Raw genomic sequence first — 1,890 nt, 5'->3', positions numbered from 1 at the left:
GCCCCGTCCCAGCGTCACCCGCCCGCCGGTCGAGCTGCCGTCGGGGAAGAAGCGGATCCGCCCGGTGGTCGCGTTCACCCGGTCTTCCTGCGCGCTGGTCAACGCCACCGTCATGCCCTTGGGCAGCTGCACCGCCGGCTTACCCGGGGCCCGGTAGGTCGCCCCGGCCGTGTCCACTTCCAGCGCCAGACTCTCCCCGCGCACGATCGCCTGCGCCCGCGTCCAGCGCAGCGCCGCCGCCATCTCCCCGCTGGCCGCATTCACCCGCGCGCTGACCAACCCCTGGGTCACCGGGATCGACACCGCCGCCGCCGCGATCCCGATCAGCAGGATCACCGCCAGCATCTCGAACAGGGTGAAGCCGCGCGCGCGCATGCGGGTGCCGTTACTGCCAGTTGCCGACGTCGGCCGAGTAGCCCTCGCCGCCCGCCTTGCCGTCCTGCCCGTAAAACACCAGGTCGAAGCTGCCGTGCTCGCCCGGGTAGCGGTACCCGAACGGATGACCCCACGGGTCCTTCAGGTCCGACGGCTTCGCGTACGGGCCCTGCCAGCTGGCCGCGTCGGCCGGCTTGACCATCAGGTCGTCCAGCGCCGCCGGCGGCGTGCCGTTGTCCAGCGCGTAGTTCTCGATCTTCTGCCCCAGCGTGGTCAGCTGCGCCTTGCCCGCCCCGTACTTGCCCTTGTCCACGTTCTTGCCCACCTGGGTCACCACGATCGCCCCGATGATCCCGATCAGCACGATCACGGCGAGCATTTCCAGCAGCGTGAAGCCGCGGGCCAGTCGGGTACGGTAGGTCGGTTGCGCGCGCATGGGATCTCCTTGAAAAGCGATTAGTTGATGTTGCTGGTCAGGCTCAGCAACGGAAGCAGGATCGCGGCCATGATGATCGCGACCATCACGGTCATGACGATGGTCAGCGCCGGCACCAGCGCGGCCAGCAAGCGGTCGATCGCCCGCTTGGCTTCCACGTCGAAGGTGTCGGCCACCTTCAGCAGCATGCTGTCCAGCGCCCCGGCTTCCTCGCCGACCTGGACCATCTGCAGGGCCAGCCGCGGGAAGCGCTCGGCCTGGGCCAGGGCCACGCCCAGTCCGGCGCCGCCCTTGACCTGCTCGGCGGCCTGGGCCAGCGCCGCGTCCAGCGCGCGGTTGCCGGTGACCTGGCGGGCGATGGTCAGCGCCGACAGCAGCGGCACGCCGTTCTTCAATAAGGTGCCGATGGTCCGCGCGATCCGCGCGGTCTCCACCTTCAGCAGCAACGGCCCGGCCACGCGCATGGTCAGCAGGCGCGCGTGGAAGGCCCGCTTCGTGTCCGGGTCGCGCAGGCGCAGGCGCACGAACACCGCCGTGCCGACCAGCAGCCCGAGCATCGCCCACCACCAGTCGCTGATCGCCGTGCCCAGCGCGAGCACCGCCGAGGTGATCCACGGCACCGGCACCTGCATGTCGGCGAAGATCGGCACGAACTGCGGGACCACGTAGGCCAGCAGCAGAACCAGCGAGCCGAGCACGCCGACCATCAGGAAGGCCGGGTAGATCAGCGCGTTGACGATGCTCCCGCGCAGCGCCTGCGAACGTTCCAGGTACTCGGCCAGCCGGCGTAAGGTCTCGTCCAGCGAGCCGCCCGCTTCGCCGGCGCGGACCAGACTGACGTACAGCCGCGGGAACACCCCGTGCTCTTCGTCCAGCGCCTGCGACAGCGTGGTCCCGCCGCGGACCCGGTCGCGGATCCGCTCCACCAGGTGTTTGGCCCGCTCGCCCTCGGGCAGGTCGAGCAGGATCCCCAGCGCCCGGTCCAGCGGCTGTCCGGCACCGAGCAGGGTCGCCAGCTGGTGGGTGAACTGGGCCAGCTGGTCGCCGGTGAACGGCCCCTTGCGGAACAGCCCGGCCAG

At 70.6% G+C, this 1,890-nt stretch carries 3 protein-coding genes; all 3 read right to left on the bottom strand.

Annotated features, from left to right (window positions below; translation table 11 throughout):
- The coding region (locus tag EC912_RS19255; RefSeq protein ID WP_132147726.1) for a GspH/FimT family pseudopilin at nt 1-375 on the bottom strand (375 nt) is incomplete at its 3' end.
- 10 nt (nt 376-385) lie between these two features.
- On the bottom strand, nt 386-811 hold the full coding sequence (gene gspG, locus EC912_RS19250) for a type II secretion system major pseudopilin GspG (protein WP_132147723.1): 426 nt from the start codon (nt 809-811) through the stop codon (nt 386-388).
- A gap of 20 nt (nt 812-831) precedes the next feature.
- The coding region (locus tag EC912_RS19245; protein ID WP_132147720.1) for a type II secretion system F family protein at nt 832-1,890 on the bottom strand (1,059 nt) is incomplete at its 5' end.

It is taken from the genome of Luteibacter rhizovicinus, from assembly GCF_004342265.1.
In the GTDB taxonomy this organism is placed as follows: Bacteria; Pseudomonadota; Gammaproteobacteria; order Xanthomonadales; family Rhodanobacteraceae; genus Luteibacter; species Luteibacter rhizovicinus_B.
The sequence above is the reverse complement of the archived record's forward strand: the minus strand, read 5'-3'. Positions and strand labels throughout refer to the sequence as shown.

Excerpts from the sequence above, each read along its gene's own strand:
- gspG (WP_132147723.1), bottom strand. The coding sequence starts at position 811 with ATGCGCGCGCAACCGACCTACCGTACCCGACTGGCCCGCGGCTTCACG.